The organism is Mucilaginibacter lappiensis, from assembly GCF_900155965.1.
GTDB classification, from domain to species: domain Bacteria; phylum Bacteroidota; class Bacteroidia; order Sphingobacteriales; family Sphingobacteriaceae; genus Mucilaginibacter; species Mucilaginibacter lappiensis.
The window spans coordinates 894,425-917,666 of sequence record NZ_FTMG01000001.1; the positions used below are offsets into that span (position 1 = coordinate 894,425).

Sequence of the window (23,242 nt, forward strand, 5' to 3'; positions counted from 1 at the left end):
TCTTGCAAATATCAAACTTTGTGATATATATTTGTAGTGCACTATCTAACTATATCACATATTATGATTCAGATAAAAGATCTGCAGTTCGGATATCAAAAAAACAAGCCTTTATTTAAAGGGCTTCATTTAAATTTAACTAAAGGACACATCTACGGTCTGTTGGGAAAAAACGGGGCTGGTAAATCAACCTTGTTAAAAAACATGGCAGGTCTCGCCTATCCGCAACATGGAAAATGTTATTTTAAAGGTATCAATGTATCCGGAAGACCGGTAGCGGTTTTAGAAGATATATACTTTTTAGCAGAGGAGCTGTTTGTACCTAACCTCACCCCTGCTCAATTCGTTGCTAATACCGCTTATTTTTATCCGCGCTTCAACAAAGCAGATTTTTACCGGTATCTGAGCATTTTAGATGTAGACATTGATGCGATAATGGATAAACAATCTTTTGGCCAGCAAAAGAAGGCGATGATAGCCTTTGGACTTGCTGCCAATACCGGGCTGTTAATTATGGATGAACCGACAAACGGACTGGATATCCCATCTAAAGTGCAATTCAGAAAGCTTATTGCATCAGTATTGACCGAAGATCGCTGCATTGTTATTTCCACTCACCAGGTACGTGACCTCGACAGCTTAATTGATACACTGTTGATATTACATAACGGAGAGATCATTATTAATCAATCCATAGACGAAGTGCAGGAAAAAATACTTTTTGAAAGTTATCACGATACCCAAGGGTTGCCGGTGTTATACGAAGAAACTGGCCCACGCGGCAAAAATGTCATCCTGAAAAATGAAAGCGGTGAATATAGTAAAGTTGATCTGGAACTCCTTTTTAACGCGATTATCATCGGTAACCAATCCGTTTTACAAACTTTAAAAGCATCAGCCCATGAATAACATATTTAAACCAGAACGCTTTAGCAGGCTATTTATGAAATTCACAGCCGAACAGTACAAAAGCTATCTTCTGTCCCTGGGAGTATTGATGGGGATATTAATCCTCGGAGGTACTTTCATGGTATATATGATGAATGTACACATGGAACCAACCATTCAAATGATATTTTTATCCTGGGTAGTTTTCTTTTCGGGATCGGTTTTTACGAGTATGATATTTAGCCCGTTGGGTGAGCCTAAAAAAGCCATTAGCGTACTTACATTACCGGCAACACATTTTGAAAAATTCCTGGTAGCCTGGATTTACTCCTTCGTCATATTTTTGGCAGTGGTTATTGCCTGCTTTTACTTGGTTGTGCTGTTTTTACTAAATATCAGGCATTTCCCAGGTCCACAGGAAGAAGTTTTTAATTTATTTCACAATATCAATGGCTTTAACGGAAGTGTTTTCTTTGTGGTAGTTAGCCTGTATGCTTTATTTCATTCCATTGCTTTTTATGGCGCCATATGTTTTAAGAAACTACATTTTGTAAAAACGGCGCTTATATTTTTTTTAGGCATAGCAGTTTTAATTATTGTGAATAATATCTATACGGGTTGGCTAATACATCGTGATATTATTCAGGCGGTGCCCTTTACCTTCCTGGGCTTCCTGGAAAAAGGTCAACCAGTTTTTTTAAATGTCATCAGTTTTGTTTGGGTCGGGCAATTGGTATTCCTTATTCTCGCTTTGATGCTCTGGACAGCCGCTTATTTCAGGCTAAAAGAAAAGCAAGTCTGATAAATCGTCAATTATGGAATTTAAAGACAAAGATGCCATATACCTGCAGATAGCGGCATATGTGAGCGAAAATATACTATTGGGTAAGTGGTTGCCGGAAGAAAAGATACCGTCGACGCGGGATCTTGCCGTGGATCTGGAGGTGAATCCAAATACGGTTATACGGTCATACGAATTTTTACAAAGCCAGGAAGTAATAGTTAACAGACGGGGTCTTGGTTTATTTGTAGCGACCGACGGGCCCGAAAAGATCAAAGCTTACCGCAAAGAGCGTTTTATTCAGCAACAATTACCCGAATTTTTCAGGAACCTCTACCTGTTGGACATTGATATTAAAGACTTGCAGGAAATGTATAATAGTTACATCAGAAACATCGATCAAACAGCCAAAAACAAATGAAGACAAGTACCAAAATTTTTATCGCTACCCTGCTTTTCTTAGTGCTGTCTATGCTGGGATACGATCATTTATTAAAGAAGGAATTTCTTACCGGCAGGTATAAAAACAGCTATGCCTATTATAAGGAACTCAAACTTGAAAATTTTGACACGTTTGATATCAATGCGGCACACATAGCCAATGTTAAATTTATTCAGGGGCCATACCGTGTGTTGATTGAACCAAACGCGCTTGATTATGTCAAGGTGAAACAAATAGGCAATCACCTGCAAATTGATGTAAACCTTTCGGAGGCACGTTATAACAACCGCAATCCCTATCTAATACTTATATCCTGTCCGCGTATCAAAGAGGTTATTACTAATGCCTATATAATCAACAAAAACCTAAAGGTAATTGACACAGTAGTTAACGAGGGATGGAACGGACGACAGGTTTTGATATCCGGTTTTAAGCAAGATAGTTTAGCCATCAGGCAGGATTATGGTACTAATGTCGTGCTTGCGGATAATTCTATCCGTTCATTAAATGCCACTGTGGGGCAAAGCCCATCAAGTGTTTCCAGGATAGCCATTTTAAAAAGTAATCGCTTTGAAAATGTAAACCTTCAGGTAATGAATAAAAGTAAGCTGGTATTAAAAGATGCACTGATCACGCATCTGAAATACCAGCTTTCTGATAGCGCGGAGCTCATCATGAGCGGTGCAGCGAAACACGCTTTTATTAAAGAATAACAAATAACTAAACCTTATAATTATGAACTTAGTCATTAACTCACTTTCCAAAACATACTCCAACGGGGTGAATGCCTTAAAAGATGTTTCCCTAACCCTTGGCAATGGCATGTTTGGTTTATTAGGCCCAAACGGGGCCGGTAAATCATCATTGATGCGCACTATTGCCACGTTACAGGAAGCTGACACAGGCAGTGTTTTCCTGGACGACCTTGATGTACTTAAACATAAAACAGAGGTAAGGCAATTATTAGGTTACCTCCCCCAGGAATTTGGTGTTTACCCAAAGATTTCGGCCGAGCGTATGCTCGATCATATTGCGCAGCTCAAGGGTGTAGGCAACAGGAATGAGCGAAAAGAACTAGTCGCTGCCCTGTTGGATAATGTGAATCTGACCAAAGACAAAAAGAAAAACCTCGGTACTTACTCCGGCGGTATGAAACAGCGGTTTGGTATTGCGCAGGCGTTGATCGGTAATCCTAAACTGATCATCGTGGATGAGCCTACCGCGGGTCTTGATCCGGCTGAGCGCAACCGGTTTTATAATCTGCTTAGCCAGCTAGGCGATAATACAATCGTGATCCTGTCTACCCATATCGTAGAGGATGTCAGTACTTTATGCTCCAACTTTGCCATTATTTGCCAGGGTGAAGTTTTATACGCTGGCCAACCGGATATAGCTGTTAATGAACTGGATGGTAAAATATTCAACAAGGCCATCAATAAACAGGAACTGGGGTTTTATCAGGACGATTTCACCGTTATTTCCACCCAGCTCAAAACCGGTAAATTACATATCCGGATCATTCAGGATACCCATCCCGGAAAAGATTTTGAATTGGCAATACCCAATCTGGAAGATGTTTATTTCAGTAACATCGCTACCCGCATTGATGTAAATACTATTTAAAACCACCCCATCATGTTCTGGAAAATATTCATTTTTGAGGTGCAAAACCGCCTCAGACGGCCTGCAGTGTATCTATACTTCGCCGCCGTGTTTGTTTTTGTGACTTTTACCTTTTCTACAGGATCATTACCGGTTGGCGAAAAAGAGCACATTAACAGCCCCATGTTAATCGCGATGTCCATGGCCTGGATCAGTACGATCATGATGCTTGTTACTTCTGCCATCATGGGTATGCCCCTGTATAAAGACATCGAATATAACACCAAGGATTATTACCTCACCTACCCTATAACCAAAGCGGGTTATTTCTGGGGCAGGTATTGCAGTTCGATATTATTTGTATTTATTATCGGCAGTGGCATCATGCTTGGCGTTTTTGCCGGGAGCAAGTTAGGGCCTTTAATGGGCTGGCGCGAGGCTGCCAGGTATGGCCCCAATCATCTGGAGTATTACGTAAAACCTTTCTTATTAATTGCCATTCCTAACCTCGTTTTCACCTCTTCTATATTTTATGGACTTGTAGCACTCACTCGTAATATCAAGGTGATCTATAGCAGCGGCATTGTGATGTTTCTGGGATATATGATAGCCTCCTTTTCTTTAATGCATTTAAGCAATGAGTTTATTACTAATCTGGCCGATCCATTTGCTTTTAGCGGGATTCGTTCACAGCTTTTGGCAGCTAATGACCAGGTTCGAAACGTAACCATGATCTCTTTTGAAGGTTCCCTGCTCATCAACCGTATCTTATGGCCAGCATTGGGGCTGCTTGTTTTAATCATTACCTATTTAAAGTTCAATTTTGAAGATTTTTTTAGTGGTAAAAGGGACAAACGTATAATTAATAGTGACGAAAATATCAACCGGAATGCGCAGCGCCCACAAGTTGTTACCAGTTTTGCAGATTCCTACAACAGGCAAACCCTGGTTACGCTGGTTAAAACCGAATTGGTAAACATTGTTAGGGATAACTACTTCTGGATCATTATTGGTTGCGGGCTCAGCTTTTTGGGCTTTGTTTTTTACCTGGGGGATAGTTTTTATGGTATCCCCAATTTCCCCAGAACGGTTGCGCTGTTAAAGATCTTTTATGAAGTGTTCCTGTTTTTCATTTTCTTTATTATTATTTTTTATACCGGCGAAACCGTGCATCGTGACCGGATCACGCGGTATGCCTACATTAACGATTCCCTACCCGCTCCCAATTGGGTATTAAATGGCTCGCGATTGATCAGCCTGCTCATCATGGGCCTATGTTTGTCCTTGGTTCCGTTGGTTATGGGGATTTTTATTCAGATCATCAGGGGTTATCACGAGTTCGCTTTTTCGGTATACCTGATAGTGGTCTTCACGCTTATCTTACCTCGTTTTCTGGAGATGGTTGTATTTGCTTACGTTATTCACGTAATATTCAACAATAAGTTTGCGGCCCACGGTATTGGCATTGTTATTTGGATAGCCCTTTTCTTTCTGCACATTACCAGTATTTTCAATTACAATATCTTGCTATACTCCTATACTCCGGATTATACAGTCTCGGACATGGACGGTATCGGACATATGGCTTGGCCGGTATTTTGGTTTAATTTTTACTGGTTATTAGCTGCCGGAATACTGATCATTATCGCTTCATTATTTTATTACAGAGGTTTATCCTCTACACTTAAAGAAAGGCTCCAACTCATTCCTGAACGCTTTGACCGTAAAACTAAATTAATCACCACTATCGTATTATTTGGTTTCTTAGGCACAGGTTCTTTTCTTTACTACAATGTAAATTATCTGAATAATTACCTGACACGATCAGAAAGCGATCAGCGGGCGGTAGCTTATGAGCAAAAACTAAAACCATATGCCAACCTGCCCCTACCTAAAGTAACCGCTATCAAATTATGGGTAGACCTGTATCCGGAAAAGCAACAGGCCCGAACACACGGGTATTTTACGTTAGTTAATCAATCTGACAAAACTATTAGTCAGCTCCTTCTGGATGGCGATAGAATGAGTAGTTATAGTTTAAAAACTAATGGCAAGGCCATACCTTACACAACGCCATTACTATACGCTCGTGGCAAATTCAATTGGTTCAGAGCAGAAAAGGATACTGCCGATTTTAGGCTATATCATTTTGCTAAAGTGCTCGCCCCTGGCGATTCTATGATCGTGGAATTGCGATCAGCAGTATTTCACAAGGGCTTTACCAATAGTCTTTTCAGCGGAGATATCATACATAATGGAACTTTTTTCAGGGGTGGTATCCCGGGTTTAGGTTATGATGAGGACGATGAGTTACATAGCCCTTATGAACGTAAACGAAGTGGTCTGGCACCAAAAAAAGAGGAAGAGATAGCGCAAAATGATCCTGAAGGCATCCAAACCCTTAGTATGGGCAAAGCCGCGAGCTTTTATTCGCTGGATATCACGGTTAGTACCTCTGGTGATCAAACCGCGATCACCAACGGCTATCTGGAAAAACAGTGGAAACAGAACGGACGAAACTACTTCCAGTATGTTCAAAACAAGCCTGGCATGTATCCGCCATTTGGTATCCTTTCAGCCAGGTATGCTGTATCTCATCATTTGGCTGTTATAGATCCCCATCATCACATCAATGTGGATGTTTTTTATCATCCGGACCACAAGGCTAACGTTAGCCGTTATGCTGATGCCTTAAAAGCCGGCTTAACCTATTATTCAGGTGCTTATGGAATATACCCTTTCCATGATATACGGCTTGTTGAAAGCAGTGTTTACAGCCGTGGTTCAACCTCATCAACGTCTTTAATTACGTATAATGAAAATGGCGGTTGGAACGCGGATTTTAAAAGCCGGAATAACCAGAACGTACTTTATGATTACTGCTATTATGAAAGTGTACAGGCACTGGCTCAACAGTGGTGGATGTTCCAGGTTTGTCCTAATAATACAGTTGGTTCGCATATCATTTCGGATGGTTTGCCTCAATATGATGCTTTTGTAATGATAGAGAACAAGTATGGCAAGGAAAATATGCGCGGGATCCTGCGTGAACAACTGTGGGGCTATCTATTTTGGCATAGCCGAGGTGTATTTGGGGAAAAGCCGTTGATCAGGACTGATGCCTGGTATGAATGGGACAAAGCCGGTGTTGTTTTGTATGGCCTGAGAGATCTAATAGGTGATGAACATATCAATGCTGCGCTGCGGGACTTTAAGAATGAATATGCTTTTAAAAAACAACCACCATACGCAGGCAGTAATGATCTGTACCGCTATCTGAAAAAATATACTCCGGATTCCCTACAATATTATTTAACCGATACCTGGGAAAAAATTACTTTTTATAATAACAGGGTAATAGAGGCCAAATCTGTTCCACTTGGGCACAACAAGTATAGGGTAACTTTCAAAGTCAGTACCGGTAAAATTTATATCAATACGAAAGGAGACGATATTCCGGCGACGATGAATGATTATATCGACATAGGCGTATTCGCCAAGGAAAGCCAGGATAAAGATGGACAAATGGGGAGTAAACCTTTATATCTCAAAAAGTATAAACTGACAAGTGGTGAACATACTTTTAGTATTGATGTACAGGGAATACCTGAAAGTGTAGGCATTGACCCTTATAACAAATTAGTTGATCGCGCGCCAATGGATAATAACAAAAAATTTTGAGTAGGAAGGTCCATTATACTTATACGAGGCTAGTCACATCCAGATGAACTAATAGAACATGCGGCTAACATAAACTATACAACAAGATCGAGCTCACTAACGGTAACGGCGTTGTGGTATATAGTGTCCTATATAACCAATGACACCATTAAATGGTGTCATTGGTTTGCCGCATCTCCTGTATAGGTTTCTTAGACGACAGAGAACTCAATTAAAGGCACATCCATTACTTTTGTTTAAATCACCTCTGGTAAAATTGAGGATAATTTAAAAAATAAAAAAGTACAGGACAATTAGATACTACTAAACTTTTGTCTTTTTCCCCACCTGGTCGCTTCTCGAACTATTTTATTGATGATTTGAAGAAATTATTATAATACGAAATAGTAGGTGACTGGACAAGTTACTCTATACTATACATCATTTGTTAATTCTTATTTTTTTGCTGGCCATAAAAATATAAAGCCTGCTATCAAATGATAACAGGCTTTATAAAATTGACGATTATTTTTCAGTAAACCTCGGTACTACCGAAAAACAAAGTCGGGATGGCAGGATTCGAACCTGCGGCCTCCACATCCCAAATGTGGCGCGATACCGGGCTACGCTACATCCCGTTTCCGATTGGGTTTGCAAAAGTAGGATTTTAAATCAAGTTGCAAAACTTTTTTTAAAAGAATTTTCAAGTTAAATGCTAACCCATTCATTAGCACAGTTTTGAACTTAAAAAAAGTTTTACATTAATATTTACAGCACACAATCGCTGTTATTTTAAACATATCAGAGCCTGCTAAAACTTTAAATAACTAATCATGTTGTTCAAACAAACCTGCCTGAAAAATATATGAACCTTTACGAACAGCACCCTTATTGGCTAATGAAGAATGGTATTGTTACCTCATACCCTTCTTTAGATAACAATCTCCAGATAGATGTGGCCATTATGGGTGCAGGTATCAGCGCTGCTTTAACAGCCTTTAATTTAAGAAACTCGGGATTATCTGTAGCCGTTTTCGATAAAGGTCATACCGCGATGGGTAGTACCGCTGCGAGCACCGCCTTTTTACAATACGAGATTGATACTCCATTAAGCCAATTGAAAAACTTAGTTGGCGAAAAGGATGCAGTTAAAAGCTATGAGCTTTGCCGCCAGGCGATATATGATATTGGCGACCTGTGCGAATCATTTAAACCAAAATTTGATTTCCACCTCCGGCCAAGTTTGCAGTATGCAAGCTTTAAAACTCACACCAAAGCTTTACAGGATGAATTTAAACTCCGGAAGAAACATCATTTTAAAGTGGAATGGCTGGAAACATCAGATCTGCGGAAAAAATTCAATTTTGATGCACCGGGTGCTATACTTTCTGCAGATGGTGGCGAGGTGGATGCCTATTTGTTTACACACGCTCTATTTAAAGACTTTCAGCGTGCCGGTCACCGGGTTTATAATAACACCGGGATAAAAAACATTGAATATTCAAAGCAGGGCATTAAACTGTACACCAACAATGATCATATTGTAAAGGCTAAAAAACTAATCATAGCCTGCGGTTATGAAAGTTTGCAATATATCCCTAAAAAAATCGCGGAGATCAATTCAACCTATGCCCTGGTATCTGAGCCCTTAATCAATGAATTCTTTTGGCATAAAAACAGCCTGATATGGGAAACAGCTACGCCATATATGTATTTCAGAGTGGTTAGCGAAAATCGCATTTTGGTAGGCGGACGGGATGATCCGTTTCATCATCCGCACATCTATCCATCCGTAATTAACCGAAAAACGGAGTTATTAAAGCAGGCTTTTTTAAAGAAGATGCCGCATATTCCCTTAGTACCCGATTTTAGCTGGGCCGGCGCATTTGCATCAACCAAAGACGGCTTACCTTACATTGGTTCAATTTCCGAAAGGCCAAACACATTTTTTGCTTTGGGTTTTGGAGGCAACGGGATTACTTTTAGCGTAATAGCAGCACAAATTATACAAGATATGGTATTGGGTAAGAAAAACGCCAATGCCGACATTTTCAGCTTTAACAGGTAATAATTTAATCTAGTTTACCCGAGCGGTTCATCAGCGCAAGCGAAACAGCTACGCAAATGAATACCCCTATCAATGCCCCACCCAATAAACGACCGGAGAAACCCAGGAAGTTATTGCCCTGGTCGATATAATTCAGGTAAACAAGCCCGGCCAGACAAGCAACAATACCACCTATGACTAATATTCTGAAACTTTGAAAAAGTGCCTCGAAGAAACTAAGATTATTGTCCTTTTCGTTTTCCTTATAACTTTTCACCCCCATGTAAACCCCTATCAGCGGTATTAAAATAGATAAATATTCAATAGGATAAACATGATTGCCCGAATTGCTATAACCAAAAGTGTGCATTACAAACAGCCAGGTTCCGCTAAAAACACCTACAACCAAACCACTAACAAATGCATTTTTCATCAGCTCAGTATTAAATAGTACATCTTACTAAATTTACATATAAAAAAGGAAATAATCAAAGCCAATTATTTTATGTAATGATTGTTTTACAGGGAAATACGTTACCATCTCATCAAACAACAAGCCTGTTTTGCTGCTTCAATAACTTTTAATTATAACCAAAAGTTATTGAAGATTGTTCTTTGTGATAAAAATAACGATGGGTAAAACTTCACTTTTGTGGTGTTAAAACATACATCACATGCATACAAATCATCAATTTGCCAATAACACCAATACATTACTACTCAATGTAAGCTCTAATGCACGCATCATCATTTTTGCCACATGTATCATACTTTGCTTAACACCATTTGTAAGTCCGGCAGTAGCGCTCCTCATGGGACTTGTCATAGCCCAGTTCACCGGTCATCCTTACCTACATCTTAATCATAAGGCCACCCACATACTATTGCAAGCATCGGTGGTAGGCCTGGGCTTTGGTATGAATGTACATAGTGCGCTGCATGCCGGTAAAGAAGGTATTTTGTTTACAATCGCTTCTATCAGCGGAACGCTAGTTTTGGGGTATTTCATGGGCAAATGGTTTAATATCGAAAAGAAAACATCTTTCCTGATTTCATCAGGAACGGCAATTTGTGGCGGAAGCGCTATTGCAGCCATATCACCGGTAATTAAAGCCGAAGAAAAACAAATATCGGTAGCGTTGGGCTGCGTTTTTATCCTCAATTCTGTAGCATTATTTATATTCCCGGTTATTGGCCATCATTTAAATTTATCACAAAACCAATTTGGTTTATGGTGCGCCATAGCTATTCATGATACCAGTTCGGTAGTAGGCGCAGCAAGTAAATATGGCGCACATGCTTTAGAAGTTGCTACCACGGTTAAACTGGCCAGGGCTTTATGGATCATACCGGTTGCTTTTTTATCCTCATTCCTGTTTAAAAACAATTCGCGCAAAATTAAAGTGCCCTATTTTATAGGATTATTTATTTTGGCCATGATCATTAATACTTATGTACCTGCTATAGCTATAGCCAGCCCCTATATTATAAAAATTGCCAAGACAGGCTTAACGCTTACTTTATTTTTAATTGGTGCCGGTTTATCCCGTACAGTTTTATTATCCGTAGGTTTCCGGCCTTTGTTTCAAGGTATATTATTATGGATAGCCATATCAACCAGCGCTCTTTATGCAGTGATACATTGGGCGTAATTAATTTTCATATAAGAATAAATAATTTCAATAAACAAAAGAAACGTGTTTTTACGTATAGGTGGTTACCGTTTTTTGTTTATTTTTAGCCCCGATGATACCCGTTGTTTCTAAACTCCCCCAAACTGGCACAACCATATTCACCATCATGTCGGCCCTGGCCAACGAGGTTGGTGCAATAAATCTTTCGCAAGGTTTTCCGGATTATGATTGCTCTCCGGAGCTTATTGAGTTAGTGAATAAGGCCATGAAAAATGGTCATAATCAATATGCCCCGATGGCCGGTGTAATGGGCCTGAGAGAAAAAATTGCCGAGAAAACAGAAAAGCTATACGGAGCAGTTTATAATCCGGATACCGAGATCACTATCACTGCCGGCGGCACACAAGCTATATTTACGGCCATCAGCGCCGTTATACACCCCAATGACGAAGTGATTATTTTTGAGCCCGCCTTTGATTGCTATGCACCAGCCATCAAACTGATGGGAGGTGTTGTAAAATCATTGGCGCTTGAACCGCCAAACTACCGTATTGCCTGGGATATGGTAAAAAGACTGATCAATCATAAAACTAAAATGATCATTCTTAACTCGCCGCAAAACCCAACATCCACCATACTGCACCGGCATGATATTGACGAGTTGAGCGCGATAGTTAAAAATCAGGACATATTGATATTGAGCGATGAGGTATATGAGCACCTGATATATGATGGCGAAACCCATCATAGCATGGCCCGGTATCCCGAACTGCAGCAACGTAGTTTTATAGTGGCCTCATTTGGCAAACCTTTTCATGCTACAGGCTGGAAAGTGGGCTATTGCATGGCCCCAGAGCACCTGATGAATGAGTTCAGAAAAATTCACCAGTTTTTAGTATTTGCAGTAAATACGCCCATACAATATGCTATTGCCGAATATTTAAAAAACGAAGAAACCTATTTAGGTTTACGCGAGTTTTTTCAGCAGAAAAGAGACTACTTCAGAAAAGGGCTTGAACAAACCCGTTTTGAGTTGCTTCCATGCTTTGGATCATACTTTCAGTCAGTTCGTTACAGCAATATAACCGACGAAAAAGACGCTGACTTTGCCATTCGTATGGCTAAGGAAAACGGGGTGGCTTCTATACCAGTTTCGGCTTTTTATACCAAGGGGATCGACCATCATGTGTTAAGATTTTGTTTTGCCAAAAGGCAAGAAACCTTAGATAAAGCCGTTGATAGGTTATTGAAGGTTTAATTTATGGTTAATATATTGTTTATAAACCATAGTTTTGGTTAATAGCAATAAGATGGATCAATTGTAACTTATTTTGACAAGGGTCTATCATCTATAAACTACTAAAATACTGCTTATGGATAATCTTAAAATTACTGTTTTTCAGGGTTACCTTTTCTGGGAAAATACCGATAAAAATTTACAGAATATATCGCTAAGATTATCGGGGGGTATACGCGAAAAAACCGACCTTATTATATTGCCCGAGATGTTCAGCACCGGTTTTACTATGGATGCCGAGAAATTGGCAGAACCCATGGATGATAAAACCATGAAATGGATGCTCAAAACGGCACAGTTATATGATTGTGTAGTAACCGGCAGCATTATTATAAAAGAAGGTGACAAGTTTTATAACCGCCTGATCTGGATGCGGCCTGATGGTACTTATGAACATTATGATAAACGGCACCTTTTTGCATTGGGCAAAGAACATAACACTTACACTGCAGGTAACGAAAAGCTTTTTGTTAAACTTAACGGATGGGTAATTTGCCCGGTGATTTGTTACGATCTCCGTTTCCCGGTATGGTTACGTAATATTAACGAAAACGCTTACGACCTGCTCATTGTAGTGGCTAACTGGCCCGAACGCAGGGCATTACACTGGCGTACCCTATTGCCGGCACGCGCCGTGGAAAATCAAAGCTATGTAATTGGTGTAAATCGCGTGGGGCATGATGGCAACGAGGTTTATCACTCTGGTGATTCAACCTGTATCGATCCCAACGGCAACGTAGTATATTATAAACGCGATGAAGATGATGTATATACATTTTCTATTATAGCCGATGAGGTTCAAAAAGCCCGCCGTGCCCTACCTTTTTTAAAGGATGCTGATACGTTTGAAATAGAAATTTAGCCCATTTTTATCCCAATCAGGAATAAGAGAATTAATATCGAATAATGAATTTTGAATTGCCAACATCGAAATAATTATTCCACACTCAATACCCGATATTATACCCTATGTCTCCTCGGGGCCTCTCGCAGAGGATCCTAAGATATAAGGCAACCATCTCAAGACTCCTTTTACCATCATATAGTGGGTTTACATAAAAAACTACTATATGGTGGCAAAATTCACATAATTAGTTAATAATCAATTACATAAATAAATGTAAACCATAAAAAGTGTAAACCATGTAAACCCACTTTTTAATAAACTAGCTGCGTGTTTAGAGGTTATACTTAGGGGAGAATTAACTGCAAGCTTCTTAAAAACTTCGCTTCAGGGAAGGGCTTGGGAGGCACCTTTTGCCAAACTTATTTTGAAAACCTTACCTAAGATACTTTTATAACATTTATATTTAGCAGTATTTAAACTTTATGTTTTTCCCGATATAATATATGGGCAGTTTATATTGCCACGTTCTTTTTAATTATATCGTTAACCCATCTTCATGTAAAATTCATACCTATTATGAATGTTTGCAAAGTTGAATTGAACTAGGACTATGTATAAGATAAAACCCCTGCTTTTTTTATCAGTTGTACTTTTTACTTTTGGTACCAACCGGGCAGTCGCCCAAACTGACACACTCAAAATCACCTTTCAGGATGCCGAGAAACAATTTCTTGAAAACAATTTAAGCCTTTTAGCCCAAAAATATAATGTAGAAGCCTCAAAAGCGCTTATACAACAGGCTAAGCTTTGGGACAACCCTGTATTAAGCACCGATCAAAACATTCATACCAGCGGCAGCAATAAATTCTTTGACCACAGCAAAGGCCAGGGGCAAGTATTTGTGCAACTGAACCAGGTATTTACTACCGCAGGCAAACGTGGTAAGCAAGTACAAATGGCCAAAGATGATGCCATGGTACAGGAAGCCGCTTTTAATGATCTGATGCGTAACCTGCGCTATAACCTCCGGCTTGATTTTAGTCAGCTGGCTACGCTTAATGCCCAGCAAAAAGTTTATGAGAATGAGATCACTTCGGCCACTAACCTGGTGAAGGCTATTCAAAAATCATATGATGCTGGTAATACCTCCATGAAAGATCTGATCAGACTTAAAGCCTTGCTTTTTGGCTTGCAGAATGACATGGTGGAGAACAACCGCCAGATCAATGATCTGCAAACCGAACTCAAAACTTTGCTGCAAACTAAAGAAACCGCTTTTGTTGATCCTATCATTAATGATAAACCAACAGAGAATGTAACGCTTGATGTTCCTTCATTAATTGAGCAAGCAAAAGCAAGCAGGCCTGATTACTTATCGAACCAATACCAGCTTAACTCGGCCACACATAACCTGGCTTATCAACGGGCATTAGCGGTTCCGGACATTACCATTGGTGCTTCGTATGATAAAAACAGCAACTACGCCCCTAACTATTATGGTTTGGAGATTGGCTTGCCCCTGCCCTTTTTTAATCGTAACCAGGGTAATATCAAATCGGCCAAATATAACATTAAAAGCCAGGAAAGCACTTTAAAACAGAGTGAGTTCCAGCTTAAAAATGAGGTGGTAGCCGCTGTAAATCAATATAAATTAAATCAACAGTTGTTTACTACGCAGCAGGTTGAATTTAATGAGCAGTACGATAAATTATTTAGCAGTATGCTTAAAAGTTTTCAGCAACGACAGATCAGCCTGATTGAGTTTGTTGACTTTTTTGATACTTATAAAGATACTAAGCTTAAGATTTTGCAACAGCAGTATAACCTGCAAAAGTCTATTGCCGATCTTAATTTTGCTATTGGTATTCCTGTAATTAAATCCTGATAATTTTTATAAATATAAAATAATGATGAAAAGAGAAACGCTGTTATCCGGCATCTCCGCTTTACTATTACTTGCCGCCTGCAAAGGCAAGCCCCAACCTGTAGCAGAAAACCTGCCTGTTACCGTTAGCGACTCTATGGCGCGAATGATCACTATTGATACGGCCAAAACCACTGCCATGAAAGATGAACTCAGCCTTTCGGGTGAGGTGTCTTATGATGATAACAATGTGATCAAAGTATTCCCTTTCGCGGGTGGACAAATACAGGAGGTGAAAGTTTCCCTGGGTGATAAAGTTACCAAAGGTCAAACGCTAGCCGTAATGCGGAGCGCGGATATTGCCGGTAATTATACCGATCTGACAGCAACCCGATCAGACTTAGCCATTGCCAAACGCCAGTTGGAGCAGGCAGAATACCTGTACAAAAACGGTATATCAAGCGAGCGCGACTATACAGAAGCCAAAGAAAACTACAATAAAGCGGCAGCAGCCAGCACAAAAATTCAACAGCAAATTGCCATCAATGGCGGCGGTAATACCTCTGCAAGTGGTTCACTGGTCATCAAAGCCCCTGAGAGTGGTTTTATCGTTGAAAAAAGTATCACCGCCGGGAGTTTTATCCGCCCCGATAATAGCGGTAACATGTTCACTATTTCCAATATGAAGGATGTGTGGATATGGGCCAATGTGTTCGAATCAGATATTAGCAAAGTAAAGGTAGGCTATACTGCAAAAGTCACTACAGTAGCTTATCCGGGTAAAGTATTCATTGGTAAGGTTAATGCGATCAGCTCGGTTCTCGATCCAGACAATAAGGTAATGAAAATAAAGATCGTTTTACCTAACACGGATATGTTGCTGAAGCCGGAAATGTTTACCAATGTGGTGATATCTAATAACGATAAGGCTCAATCGGTAGCAGTACCTGCAAAGGCGGTTATTTTTGATAACAGCAAATATTACGTAGTGGTATACAATAGCAAAAGCGATTTAAAAGTACGCGAAGTAAGTGTAATTAAAACGGTTGATGATGTAAGCTATATCTCCTCGGGCTTAAATGCCGGTGATAAGATCATCTCTAAAAATCAACTCTTATTTTATGATGCGTTAATGGGTGATAAATAGTGGTGAGTGGTAAGTAGCCAGTGGTGAGTATTTACCCCGCTCCCTACCCTCCTAAAATTACAAAACTGACCACTCAAAACTCAATACTAAATTACAATGAATAAATTCATTAAAAATATAATCTACTTTTCATTAAGGCACCGCTACTTCGTGTTTTTCATGACGCTGGTATTGGTTGTGCTGGGTATATGGAGTTACCTCAATACGCCTATTGAAACGTTTCCGGATGTTACCAATACACAGATCATCATTATAGCGCAATGGCCGGGCCGCAGTGCCGAAGAGGTCGAAAAAATGATCACCATACCTATGGAGACCGTTTTAAACTCCGTACAAAAAAAGGCTAACCTGCGTACCACTTCTTCCTTTGGTTTATCCTATGTCCGCATCATTTTTGATGATGACGTGGACGATGCATTTGCCCGGCAACAGGTTTTAAGTCGCCTGGGTAATGCCGACCTGCCAGATGGTGTAAAACCAGAAGTAGAACCACCTTATGGCCCTACCGGCGAGATATACCGTTATACTCTTAAAAGCCGTACCAAAACCATCCATGACCTCACCGCCATTCAGGATTGGATTCTGGATCGTCAGTTTAAATCGGTACCAGGTGTTGCCGACGTAAACAGCTTTGGTGGTGAAGAAAAAACCTACGAAGTAAGCGTTAACCCTGCATTACTTCAGAAATACAGTCTTACCTCACTTGACGTTTACAATGCTATCAACCGCAGCAACATCAACGTAGGTGGCGATATTATTGAAAAGAACGACCAGGCCTACATTGTACGCGGTATTGGTTTGATCAATAATATTGATGAGATCCAGAACATCATCATTAAAAATGTAAACAATGTACCTATACTGGCCAAAGACGTTGCCGAAATTAAAGAAAGCGGTCTGCCACGTTTAGGGCAGGTTGGCCGCGACAAGCATAACGACGTTATTGAAGGTATCGTAGTAATGCGTAAAGGCGAAAATCCAGCCGAAGTTTTAAAACGGATACGGGATAAGGTTGCCGACCTCAACAATAACGTGCTACCAAAAGATGTTAAGATCGATACTTTTTACGATCGTACCAACCTGATGGACTTTTGTACCGAAACTGTTATCCATAACCTGTGCGAAGGCATTATCCTGGTTACCGTTATTGTATTCCTGTTCATGGCCGACTGGCGTACAACCCTTATTGTAGCCATCATTATACCGCTCGCCCTATTGTTTGCCTTTATGTGTTTACGCTTAAAAGGTATGAGCGCCAATTTGCTCTCGATGGGTGCTGTTGATTTTGGTATTATCATCGATGGCGCCGTGGTGATGGTGGAAGGGATATTTGTGGCCCTTGACCATCGGGCCAAAGAAGTAGGGATGCAAAAATTCAACGGCCTTGCCAAGCTGGGACTATTCAAAAATGTGGGTGCAGAAATGGGTAAAGCTATATTCTTTTCCAAACTCATTATCCTTACCTGTTTAGTACCGATTTTCGCCTTTCAAAAGGTGGAAGGTAAAATGTTCTCGCCATTGGCTTACACCCTGGGTTTCGCCTTGTTGGGCGCGTTAATATTCACCCTTACACTGGTACCCGCCCTATCAAGCATATTGCTGAGCAAAAACGTTAGGGAAAAACATAACCCTATTGTTATATTCTTTGAGAAGGGCATCCGCCGGATGTTTAATTATACCTACCGCAATCAAAAGCTAAGCTTAATTGTAGCTGTATCGTTCATGGCTGTAACTTTCTTTTCGGCCAAATTTTTAGGCACTGAGTTTTTACCGCAGCTTAACGAGGGCGCTTTGTGGGTAACAGCACAATTACCTATGAGTACATCATTGGAAAGCTCTGTAAACGTTACCAACAAAATGCGCGATGTGCTCTCAACCTTCCCTGAGGTAAAACAGACACTTTCGCAGGTTGGCCGTACCAATGATGGTACCGACCCTAAAGGTTTCTTTAACGTACAGATCCAGGTGGATCTGAAACCCAAAGACCAATGGGAAAGCGGTCTGACCCAGGAGGAATTGATTGCCAATATTGATAAAAAGCTCAGTCAGTTTCCGGGTATTATCTTCAACTATTCGCAGCCTATTATTGATAACGTTGCCGAGGCCGTTGCCGGTGTACCTGCTTCTATGGCCGTAAAAATATTCGGCCCTGATTTTACCGTGCTCGACCATAAGGCCGATTCTGTAATGGATATTCTCAAGCATGTTCAAGGCGTTGAAGACCTTGGCGTACTGCGCAACCTGGGCCAACCGGAGTTCAGAATAGAGCTTGACCAGCGAAAAATGGCGCTTTACGGCGTATCTACTGCCGACGCTAATGCCGTTATTGAAATGGCTATTGGTGGTAAAGCAGCTACTACTCTTTACGAAGGTGAACGCAAATTTGACATCCGGATACGGTATCAAAAAGCATTCAGGAATACACAGGATAAGATCGAAAATCTAATGGTACCTACTTTGAACGGTTCCAAAATTGCTATCAAAGAAATCTCAAACATCACCACCCAAACCGGGCCTGCCTTTATTTACCGCGACAATAATATGCGTTATATAGCGGTTAAATTCTCGGTGCGTGGCCGCGATTTAGGCAGCACCATTGCCGAAGCGCAGCAGAAAGTAAATGCCGCTGTTAAGCTTGACCAGGGCTATTCCTTTACCTGGAACGGTGAGTTTGAAAACCAGATTCGTGCCTCAAATACTTTGGCTCACGTAGTACCTGTATGCCTGCTGGTTATATTCCTGATACTGTTTATCACCTTTGGCAACGCTAAAGATGCGATACTGGTTATCATGAACGTACCATTCGCGCTTATTGGCGGTATCCTGGCATTGCATATTACAAACACCAACTTTAGTATATCGGCAGGTATCGGTTTTATCGCCCTGTTTGGCGTTTGTATCCAGAATGGGGTGATATTGGTATCCGTTTTCCGGAAGAATCTCGAAGCGCGGATGCACCTTAACGAAGCTATACTGGAAGGTGTAATTTCAAGAGTTCGCCCGGTAGTGATGACCGCCCTCATGGCGGCAATCGGCTTGTTACCAGCAGCTGTATCAACCGGTATTGGTTCCGAAACCCAGAAACCACTGGCTATTGTAGTGATTGGTGGCCTGGTGACATCGACGATATTAACATTATTGATATTGCCGATCATTTATGCCATCGTTTACCGCCTCATTCATCGTCGCGAAAACCGTAAGCTTTTGAAAAAAATGGGAGTAGTACGTAACGCTTAAAAACTTTTTAAACCTTCTATTTTAACACTTTTTTAGTCAAAAACAGGGTAAAAACGATTGATTTTTACCCTGTTTAACTAAATTTTACCGCCATTTTAACACTTTTTAACAAATTTTAGAGATGTTTTAAAAGGCTTAAAAAGTATTAAATAATTGACTATCAAATAACTACACACCAAACGGTCGGTTTTTTGTCCCTTGCGAACCTTAACTAAAGAGCCCCGGCTTTCAATATTCATGAAAACCAGGGCTCTTGGTATATACAAATATACGAAAAAGCAGTCTGAATCAGAATTAACTCTGTTGAGGGCTACGCCGTTTTCAGGATTTAAGAATTTTCAGGATTTGACTAAGCAGTCTGGCATTTTGCTCCTTATTCTAAAAATCCTTACTCTCCTCACCTGCCTTTTTTAATTGTAACATTTAAGTTTTAATTTGCGTGATATAATAAACAGCGTTTACCTATATGTCTGCTATAAAATTTGTGCTCCGGAATGTTTTAGCATTTACTTTATTATTCGCTACAGCATCCGTTGCTTTGGCCCAAAAGGTCGAAAAGAAAAAAGAGAAAGATTACGCGCAACTGGTCGATCCTTTTATCGGCACCGGCGGGCATGGGCATACTTACCCGGGTGCTGTACTGCCTTTTGGTATGGTACAGCTGAGTCCGGATACGCGCCTAACCGGCTGGGATGGCTGTTCGGGTTACCATTTTACCGATACGGTAGTATATGGCTTTTCACATACCCATTTAAGCGGTACAGGTATTGCCGACTATTGTGACGTATTATTTATGCCCACCACCGGCGATCCGCAGTTTAAAAACACGGATTACCGATCCGGCTTTAAAAAGAAGAACGAACTGGCCTCACCCGGTTACTATAAAACACTACTGGATAAATATAATATAGGTGTAGAACTTACCGCAACTACCCGGGTGGGTGTTCACCGGTATAATTACCCCAGTACCCCAAAAGCCAATATCATCATTGATCTGCAGCACCGCGATATGGTAATTGATTCCTGGATAGAGGTGGTGAATGATCATGAAGTCCGTGGTTTTCGCGAATCCAGGTCATGGGCAAAAGGTCAGCGGGTTTATTTCTATGCCAAGTTTTCCAAACCATTTAAAACTTATGGTATAGCAAGTGATGATCAACTACAGAAGGGTCAGAAAAAGGCAGAAGGCAAAAACATCAAAATGTACCTGCAATTCGATAATCCAGGTGAGGTGATCTCCAAAGTAGGCATATCCGCGGTAAGTGCCGAAGGAGCCTTAAAGAACCTGGATGCCGAAGTGCCCGATTTCGACTTTAAAAAGACACAAAAAGCGGCCAGAGCTACCTGGAATGCCGAACTGAATAAGATACAGGTAGAGGGCGGCGCCCCTACCGTTGCCCAGGCTACACAAGCTGCCCAAACAGAACTCAAAGCAAGCGGGGGTGCCAATGGTCGCGTTCCCAAAGAGAAACGACCTGTAGTGCCCGATTATTCCCACATTAAACAAACCATATTTTATACGGCCCTGTATCATGCCATGCTCGCGCCAAACATTTATAATGATGTAGACGGGCAATATCTCGGGCTCGATCAAAAGGTACATACCGCTCAGGGTTTTAACTACTACACCGTATTCTCCTTATGGGATACCTTCCGTGCCGAAAACCCTTTGCTCACGCTGATTGACCGGAAACGAACAAGTGATTTTATCAAAACTTTCCTGGCTATGTATGAACAGGGCGGTTTACTGCCTATATGGCCGTTGGCGAGTACCGAAACCTATTGTATGATCGGCAACCACTCCATCCCGGTTATTGTTGACTCTTATGCCAAAGGTATCCGTGATTTTGATGCTGCCGAAGCTTTTACAGCGATGAAAGCCGCCGTAAACCGCGACCAGTTTGGCTTGGATAATTACCGTAAAAATGGCGCTGTACAGGCCGATAGCCAACCGGCATCTGTTTCAAAAACCCTGGAGTATGCTTATGACGATTGGTGCATTGCCCAAATGGCCAAAATGCTGGATAAAACCCAGGACTATACCGAATACATACAACGCGCCCAATACTGGAAAAACGTATATAACAATCAGAACGGGTTTATGCAGGCCCGTATTAACGGTGGCTGGTTCGCTCCTTTTAACCCTACCGATATCAACCGTAATTATACCGAAGGTAATTCCTGGCAGTATTCGTTCCTGGTACCGCAAGATGTGGATGGCCTGATAACCCGTATGGGCGGCAAACAAGCTTTTGAAGCTAAACTGGATGAGTTGTTCACTACCGAATCGAAATTAAGCGGGAATGCTCCCCCCGATGTGGCAGGTTTGATTGGCCAATATGCACACGGAAACGAGCCAAGTCATCACATGGCCTACCTGTATAACTTTACCGATTCGCCCGATAAAACCCAGTTCTACATCGACCGCATCCTGCGTGAGGAATACAGCGAAAAACCGGATGGCCTGGCGGGTAATGAAGATTGCGGGCAGATGTCGGCCTGGTATGTGATGAGCTCCTTGGGTATTTATAACATCGCGCCAGGGCAAAACCAGTTTATGGTGGGTATCCCCCAGTTTGATAAGGCTACGGTTTACCTCGAGAATGGCAAAAAATTCGTTATTACCAACCCGGGCGCAGGTATCAGCAGGGCCAATACCTATTTGCAGGGGATGAACCTTGCCAAAAAATCATATAATAAATTGTACTTAAATTACAGCGACATGGCCGATGGCGGCGAGTTTGAAGTATTTACCGGCCGGTTATCCAACAAACTATTTCTGCAGGACCTGGAGAAACCGGTATCCACCATCACCGATAACCCCATCGTGACCAATCCGTACATCATTGCGCCATCCAAAACATTTAAACAACCTTTCAGCATCCAGATTAAAAGTGCTGATACCGATGCTAAAATATATTACACGCTTGATGGATCGGCACCTACAGCCGGTTCAATATTATACAGCGCCCCGATAATCATTTCTGCCAGTACAACCGTTAAGGCTGTGGCTATCGTCAATGGTAAAAGCAGCTTTGTTGATGAGGCCAGTTTTGTGAAGGGAAATTAAGGGAAGTAACAGATGTTTTTTTATTTCCTACAACATAACACTGTTTCGACTGGAAGGAGAAATCTTATACGAGGCATATCCCATGTATAAGATTTCTCCTCGTACCTCGTTCGAAATGACATTAGTTTTTTCTCCCCATCGTCTGTGTCCTCACAGACGGTCACCCACCAGGTTATTTGTGAGTATACAAACAACGGATATACTATTTACGACACCTCTCAGAGCCACAGAAGCTCCATGGCATCCCCGAAAACCATGATTTACAAAAAAATAAAACATTTGGTGACAAAATATAGTTAGCTTTAATTAATAATTGATAATAAATCTAAATCATTAATCACCTAACCCCATGAACGACATCCCATCAAAAGACGACGGCAAAACAGCAGGAATTGTAAGTTACTTTTTTATCATCGGTTGGCTAATCGCTTATTTCGCTATGTATAAGGATAATAAAACCGCGCAGGCAAGCTATCAGTTAAGACAAACCCTATTATTTCATATTGCTTCCATGATCATTTATTACGCTGCCGGAGCCATTTTCGCAGCTATATTTTTCTCGGGAGGATATACCATTGGTATAACCATTTTCTGGATAGTGCGCGTTGGATTATTTGTTTTATGGGTAATAGGCTTTATTGGTGCTATTAACGGCGAAAGTAAACCTATTCCACTTATCGGTGAAAGAGCACAATCGATGTTCTCGAGTATATAAAATATTTCTGA

General features: G+C 40.9%; 16 protein-coding genes and 1 tRNA gene. 15 read left to right on the forward strand and 2 right to left on the reverse strand.

Going from position 1 to position 23,242, the window contains the following annotated elements; genetic code table 11:
* Nucleotides 1-63: 63 nt before the first annotated feature.
* Genes BW976_RS03605 through BW976_RS03630 form a run of 6 tightly spaced genes read left to right on the forward strand, consistent with a single transcriptional unit; the run spans nucleotide 64 to nucleotide 7,394 of the window.
* On the forward strand, nucleotides 64-909 hold the full coding sequence (locus BW976_RS03605) for an ABC transporter ATP-binding protein (RefSeq protein ID WP_076370426.1): 846 nt from the start codon (nucleotides 64-66) through the stop codon (nucleotides 907-909).
* Nucleotides 902-1,690, forward strand: coding sequence for a hypothetical protein (locus BW976_RS03610; protein WP_076370428.1), 789 nt, complete (start codon nucleotides 902-904; stop codon nucleotides 1,688-1,690). The genes BW976_RS03605 and BW976_RS03610 overlap by 8 nt, the downstream gene beginning before the upstream one ends.
* Nucleotides 1,691-1,703: 13 nt before the next feature.
* Nucleotides 1,704-2,090, forward strand: a complete 387-nt coding sequence (locus BW976_RS03615) for a GntR family transcriptional regulator (protein WP_076370430.1) — start codon at nucleotides 1,704-1,706, stop codon at nucleotides 2,088-2,090.
* The gene (locus BW976_RS03620; protein ID WP_076370432.1) at nucleotides 2,087-2,824 is read left to right on the forward strand and encodes a hypothetical protein; all 738 of its coding nucleotides are present in this window, start codon (nucleotides 2,087-2,089) and stop codon (nucleotides 2,822-2,824) included. The genes BW976_RS03615 and BW976_RS03620 overlap by 4 nt, the downstream gene beginning before the upstream one ends.
* 22 nt (nucleotides 2,825-2,846) lie before the next feature.
* Nucleotides 2,847-3,734 (forward strand): ABC transporter ATP-binding protein, encoded by an 888-nt coding sequence (locus BW976_RS03625; RefSeq protein ID WP_076370434.1) that lies wholly within the window; start codon nucleotides 2,847-2,849, stop codon nucleotides 3,732-3,734.
* A 12-nt stretch (nucleotides 3,735-3,746) separates the two neighbouring features.
* Complete coding sequence (locus tag BW976_RS03630) at nucleotides 3,747-7,394, forward strand: ABC transporter permease/M1 family aminopeptidase (protein ID WP_076370436.1); 3,648 nt, start codon at nucleotides 3,747-3,749, stop codon at nucleotides 7,392-7,394.
* Between the two features lie 543 nt (nucleotides 7,395-7,937).
* Here the strand turns inward: BW976_RS03630 and BW976_RS03635 are convergent.
* Nucleotides 7,938-8,011, reverse strand: a tRNA-Pro gene (locus BW976_RS03635).
* 227 nt (nucleotides 8,012-8,238) lie between these two features.
* On the opposite strand from BW976_RS03635, the gene BW976_RS03640 reads away from it, so the two are divergent.
* A complete protein-coding gene (locus BW976_RS03640; protein WP_076370438.1) occupies nucleotides 8,239-9,441 on the forward strand; it encodes an NAD(P)/FAD-dependent oxidoreductase in 1,203 nt (400 codons plus the stop codon).
* 4 nt (nucleotides 9,442-9,445) lie between these two features.
* Here BW976_RS03640 and BW976_RS03645 read toward each other — a convergent pair whose 3' ends face one another.
* Entirely contained in the window at nucleotides 9,446-9,853 is a 408-nt protein-coding gene (locus BW976_RS03645; RefSeq protein ID WP_076370440.1) for a DUF4199 domain-containing protein, read from the reverse strand.
* Nucleotides 9,854-10,094: 241 nt separating this feature from the next.
* Here BW976_RS03645 and BW976_RS03650 point away from each other — a divergent pair, with 241 nt between their 5' ends.
* The 8 genes from BW976_RS03650 to BW976_RS03685 all read left to right on the forward strand — a co-directional run bounded on the left by BW976_RS03650 (nucleotide 10,095) and on the right by BW976_RS03685 (nucleotide 23,231).
* Nucleotides 10,095-11,072: a YeiH family protein gene (locus tag BW976_RS03650; RefSeq protein WP_076370442.1), complete on the forward strand. Its 978-nt coding sequence runs from the start codon at nucleotides 10,095-10,097 to the stop codon at nucleotides 11,070-11,072.
* A gap of 94 nt (nucleotides 11,073-11,166) precedes the next feature.
* Nucleotides 11,167-12,312, forward strand: a complete 1,146-nt coding sequence (locus BW976_RS03655) for a methionine aminotransferase (protein ID WP_076370444.1) — start codon at nucleotides 11,167-11,169, stop codon at nucleotides 12,310-12,312.
* A 115-nt stretch (nucleotides 12,313-12,427) separates the two neighbouring features.
* Nucleotides 12,428-13,213: an amidohydrolase gene (locus BW976_RS03660; RefSeq protein WP_076370446.1), complete on the forward strand. Its 786-nt coding sequence runs from the start codon at nucleotides 12,428-12,430 to the stop codon at nucleotides 13,211-13,213.
* A gap of 595 nt (nucleotides 13,214-13,808) precedes the next feature.
* A complete protein-coding gene (locus BW976_RS03665; protein ID WP_076370448.1) occupies nucleotides 13,809-15,083 on the forward strand; it encodes a TolC family protein in 1,275 nt (424 codons plus the stop codon).
* A 22-nt stretch (nucleotides 15,084-15,105) separates the two neighbouring features.
* Nucleotides 15,106-16,209 (forward strand): efflux RND transporter periplasmic adaptor subunit, encoded by a 1,104-nt coding sequence (locus BW976_RS03670; RefSeq protein ID WP_245834619.1) that lies wholly within the window; start codon nucleotides 15,106-15,108, stop codon nucleotides 16,207-16,209.
* 96 nt (nucleotides 16,210-16,305) lie between these two features.
* Nucleotides 16,306-19,446, forward strand: coding sequence for an efflux RND transporter permease subunit (locus tag BW976_RS03675; RefSeq protein ID WP_076370452.1), 3,141 nt, complete (start codon nucleotides 16,306-16,308; stop codon nucleotides 19,444-19,446).
* A 466-nt stretch (nucleotides 19,447-19,912) separates the two neighbouring features.
* Nucleotides 19,913-22,516, forward strand: a complete 2,604-nt coding sequence (locus BW976_RS03680; RefSeq protein ID WP_076370453.1) for a GH92 family glycosyl hydrolase — start codon at nucleotides 19,913-19,915, stop codon at nucleotides 22,514-22,516.
* Nucleotides 22,517-22,865: 349 nt separating this feature from the next.
* Nucleotides 22,866-23,231 carry a magnetosome magnetite crystal formation protein family gene (locus tag BW976_RS03685; RefSeq protein ID WP_076370455.1) on the forward strand — a complete coding sequence of 122 codons (366 nt, stop codon included), beginning with the start codon at nucleotides 22,866-22,868 and terminating at the stop codon, nucleotides 23,229-23,231.
* Nucleotides 23,232-23,242: the final 11 nt, after the last annotated feature.